Origin of the sequence: Streptomyces sp. NPDC059900, from assembly GCF_050270335.1 — a bacterium.
Taxonomy (GTDB): Bacteria; Actinomycetota; Actinomycetes; order Streptomycetales; family Streptomycetaceae; genus Streptomyces.
Map to the genome: position 1 here is coordinate 1 of NZ_JBNNJZ010000602.1, position 4,757 is coordinate 4,757.

Below are 4,757 nucleotides of genomic sequence, written 5' to 3' on the forward strand. Positions count from 1 at the left end.
TCGTCGCGGCCAGGATCTGGGTGGCTCAGTCGGCCCGGCTGTTGGCCTGCTTGGGCAGGCAGAACATCAGGGCCCACATCAGGGCGAGGAGGCTGGCGACCCACCACAGCACGGTCAGGAACGCGTCGCGGTTGAGTCCGGAGTCGGGAGAGCCGCCGGTGGTGGCGAAGAACACCAGGGCGGTCACCGCGGTACCGAGGGCGATACCCAGGTGCATGACGGTGTTGAACAGTCCCGACGCTGACCCGGCGTCCTCGTGCGGGACCCTGGCCAGCGACATGTCGGCGAGCGGTCCGCTGACCATGCCGAGACCGAACCCGATCAGTACCACAGGAGTGGTCATCGCCAGCAGGGTCAGGTCCCCCTGGCCCGCGTCGGCCTGGAGCCCGTAGGCAGCCATCGCAGCGAGCGTGATGAGGGCTCCGGCCTGCGGCAACCGGCGGGCGAAGCGTCCAGCGCTTCTGGCCGCGATGGTCGCGCCGGCCAGCTCTCCGATGGAGAGCAGCACGAAGGCCAGGGCCGCGTGGAAGGGGCTCATGCCCAGGCCGCGCTGGAGGTAGAGCGTCCAGGTCATGAAGAACAGCCCGCACAGCAGGCCATGCATCAGCTGCGCGGCCATGCCACCGGAGAACTGCCTGTCCCGGAACAGCGGCAGAGCCACGAGCGGGGCATTGCCCTGCTTGTGCTGCTGCTGGCGCAGGAAAACGGCTAGCACGAGCAGGCCAGTGGCCAGGAGGACGAAGCACCACAGCGGCCAGTGATGGAGGTGGCCCTCGGTAAGCGGGAAGACAATCAGGACGGTGGCCAGCGCGGACAGCACCATGCCGGTCAGGTCGAGCCGTTCGGCCTTCTTCACGGTCGACTCGGGGATGAACCGGCGTCCCAGCAGGAGGACGGCAAGGCCGACGGGCACGTTGACCAGGAAGATCGGCCGCCAGGACAGCCCGAACAGGTCCACCTCGGTCAGCAGGCCCCCCAGTACCGGTCCCAGGACATTGGCGAGCGACATGACGGCCCCGTACAGACCGAACACTTTGCTGCGGTTGTGCCCCTCGAAGGTGACGTGGAGGGTGGCCAGGATCTGCGGGATCATCAGGGCCACTCCCGCGCCCTGGAGGGCGCGGGCGCCGATCAGCATGCCGGGCCCGGCGGCGAGGCCGCACAGCAGCGAGGCCGTGGTGAACACGACGGTGCCGACCAGGAGGATCTTCCGCCGGCCGTAGAGGTCGCCGAGGCGTCCGCCGGTGATCAGTCCGACGGCGATGGGCAGGGAATAACCGGTGGTCAGCCACTGCACCGCGTCCGGTCCGGCGCCGGTCGATTCCTGGATCGCGGGCAGGGCGGTCAGGACGACCGACTGGTCGATCATGTCCATGAGCTCGGCGCCCAGCAGCACCAAGAGGGCGATCCAGGCAGCCAGACCCATCTTCGACAGGCCAGGGGTGGGGTGATCTGGGGGCGGGGTGGTGTGCTGCGGCTCGTTGCCGAGCGCGGAGGAAGACACGACGGGAAACTCCTGATCCGAGGATCGGGGAGCCCTGCCGACAGCCGCACCGGGGCCGGAAAACACGAAACCCGGGGCAGACGGCAGAGCTGCACCCGGGAAAAGACAGAAAACGGCGGGAGGGGTGACGCAACTCAGGCCAGCGCGACGTCCGCCCCCGGACACGTGCGACACAACAGCACGCGGGGAACACGGACGACTACATGGCCTGGTTAGTAGGACGTCACCTCAAGATCCACACAAAGGAACAGGAACTGGGTTCACTGCCACCGACAGCTCGGCGCAGGAACCCGATCACGATACGGCATCCCCCTGCTCCGCCGCACATCAGATAGTGGCCGAGGCCGGCGCAGCCGTCCGCCGGCTGCTACACGGCCTCGGTACGGGTAGGGGCGGCGGGCGGCGCGGTGGTGCACCGAGTCCGCCCAGATACACGGCATGCACGGCGTCCAGGCCTGTCGCCCCGGCAGGACTTCGGGGAAGGATTCAACGTCGTGGTCGCGGGGGTTCGAGCGATTGCCGGGCGCGGGGTCCCGGCACAGGTTCCCGGTCAGTGCCTGCCGGTCACGCAGGTGGGGCAGCCCGGCAAGCGAACTCCGTCGTGGAGGGCCTTTTTGTAGCGGGTCTCTTCCTCGAGCGGAGCAGGAAGGTCCGCGGTCAACAGGGGCCGCTCCGGGAGCGCGTCAAGATCTACCAGGGCGCCGTCCTTGACCACCGCGTGAATGCTTCGGTAGTTCTTGGCGGCCTGCAGCGGATCCTCGTCGAGGACGACCATGTCTGCGATCTTGCCTACTTCGAGTGTTCCGAGATCGTCCTCGGCCTTGTAAGCCCTGGCGACGTTGCGGGTCGCCGCGTGCAGCAAGTCCATCGGCGCCATCCCCTTTTCCTCCATGGCGCGCAGCCAGACGAAGTGACCTGTGGCCAGCCGTCCCAGAGCCTCATCCTCGGGCAACCCGTTCCAGGTTCCCTTGATCATCGGCTCCTGCATGACTTCCGGGGCGAAGATCCCTCCGTCGTTCGCGAGGAGAATCGTCGCGCCGACGCTGATGAGATTGCGGGCATTGGCGTCTGACGCTTTCCACATCGTCCATTCAAGATCCGAGACGCTTTCCTTCAGGGCCGCCATACCGCTGTCGGTCAGCGGAAAGATGACGGCACCGCACCTCCCCTGCGAAAGCAGTTCGAGGGTCTCGCTCGGGATCTCGACAGGTCCCGTCATGTTGCAATGCTGAACGAGGTCGCAGCCCGCCTCGATCGAGATTCTCAGACCCTCGACCGACGAAACGTGCGCTTGGGCGGTCAGTCCGGCGCGATGGGCTTCCCGGACGATGGCACGTTGCGTTCGCTCGGAGAACTGCAGGAAGGCACCGGCTGACGTTCCGCCGTGTTCGTTCGAGGCGTACTTGACGAAGTCGATGCCGTGCTCGATGTATTTGCCGACCTCCTCCCCCACCGCCTCGGGTGTCAGCCACATCAGGTGGCGGCCGGAGTTCTCGACCCACGCCGCGTTCACCCGGTCGACGAAATGAGAGCTGCCGACCCCTGGGGTCCTCCCGATGAAGTCCGGGGAGAACGGGCCATCGAAGCCGATGATGTTGCCGGCGCAGCGCACCCGGCTGCCCGCGATCTCACCCCGGTCGATCTTGTCGCGAACGGCCATGAGCGCGCGTCGTGGCCCCCACGTGTCGAAGACCGTGGTCATGCCGCCTTTGAGGGCGACTTGGGCGGCCTCGGCGATGAGGTCCTCGTAGCGGCCTTCGTACCGGACCAGCGTCTCGAAGAGGACATTGACGAACAGATGCACATTGGCGTTCATCAACCCGGGGATGATGAACTTACCGCTGAGGTCAACGATTTCGTGGTCCGGCGGAACCGGAATCTCCTCCGATCGGCCGATCGCCACGATACGACCGTTGTCCACCAAGATGGACTGGCCTTCGATCCCCCCGTCGGAGACACCGTCGATGACGGTCGCACCGGTCAACAGAAGTGACATGAACTCCCTCTCCAAAACAACTGCGTCCATCCGCGGGGCGCAGAACTCGCATGAACCTTCGCTAGCTGATGATGCTCACGACGTCTCGGCGGGAGGGCGACTCGCCGACTCCCGCTCGGCGCCCAGCTCCTTGACGGCCCGCGTGCGATCAGCGCCACACGGCCTGTGCCACACGGAGAAAATTCTCGCCGAGGATTCCCCGGATCGCTTCTGGTGAATAGGCGCGATCCGCCAGTGCAGTTGCGATCTCGGGCAGGCGCTCCGGCTCGATGAAATCGATGCGATCCCACTGGTCGTAGCTCGGCGGAAAAAGGTCGGGGTTCTGGGTCAGCTCGTCGTTGACGTCGTCCGCAGCGAAGCAGAAGTCGAGTCCGATCCCCACATGCTCCCAGCCGACCAGGCCGACGGCGTGATCGATGTGGCGGACGAGTGCTCCGGTGCTCGTGTCGTTGTCGCCCAGGAAGATCCCCACGCCGTTGATGCCGATGACGCCACCGGTCGCCGCGCAGGCCCGGATCTGGTCGTCCCACACATTGCGCTCGTGGTCGTGGATCGCGCGCGTCGCCGAATGGGACAGTACGACCGGTGCCGTCGACGCGGCGAAGATGTCCATCGATGTGCGGTAGGAACAGTGGGTGGCGTCGACCACCATGCCCACGCGGTTCATCTCCGCCACCACGTCTCTGCCGAACTCCGTCAGGCCTCCGTCGGAGGCGTCGTGGCATCCCGAACCGGCGAGATTCCGCTGGTTGTAGGTGAGCAGCATCGTCCGGACCCCGAGGTCGTAGTACGTCTGCACGGTGTCGATGCAGCCGCCCAACGGATTGGCGTCCTCGAGGTCGAAGGCCACCGCGAGACGCCCCGTGGCCTTGGCCCGGCGCACGTCGTCCGCCGAGGCGGCCATGACGTAGCGGTCCGGGTTCAGGAGCACGTGCCGCCGGAACGCGGACAGGACCCTGATCGTGTCGGCGATGCCGTGGGGCGCGTAGCCGACGTTCACCGACACGAAGGAGGCACCCGCCTCGGCGTATCGCCACAGCTCGTCGACACGGGTGTCCGGGTCGAGCGGGAGGCAGCAATGCTGCTCCCAGACCAGCGCTTGGGCGTAGTCGGCCGCGAAGGCGGGCTGCGACGTCGCGTACTCCTGCTTCATGGATCTCCCCGGGGCGATAGGCGGCTCTTGGCCGAATGCTAGGACCGGGCGGAGCGACGGGCGAGCGGCAGTTGTCGTACAGAACTCGATGCATGTTCGACAAG

At 66.5% G+C, this 4,757-nt stretch carries 3 protein-coding genes; all 3 read right to left on the minus strand.

Annotated features, from left to right (window positions below):
• Positions 1–25: 25 nt before the first annotated feature.
• Positions 26–1,504 (minus strand): MFS transporter, encoded by a 1,479-nt coding sequence (locus tag ACQKIP_RS40075; protein WP_365862171.1) that lies wholly within the window; start codon positions 1,502–1,504, stop codon positions 26–28.
• A 550-nt stretch (positions 1,505–2,054) separates the two neighbouring features.
• The gene (locus tag ACQKIP_RS40080) at positions 2,055–3,500 is read right to left on the minus strand and encodes an amidohydrolase family protein (protein WP_365862172.1); all 1,446 of its coding nucleotides are present in this window, start codon (positions 3,498–3,500) and stop codon (positions 2,055–2,057) included.
• 148 nt (positions 3,501–3,648) lie between these two features.
• Entirely contained in the window at positions 3,649–4,653 is a 1,005-nt protein-coding gene (locus ACQKIP_RS40085; protein ID WP_365862174.1) for a dipeptidase, read from the minus strand.
• Positions 4,654–4,757: the final 104 nt, after the last annotated feature.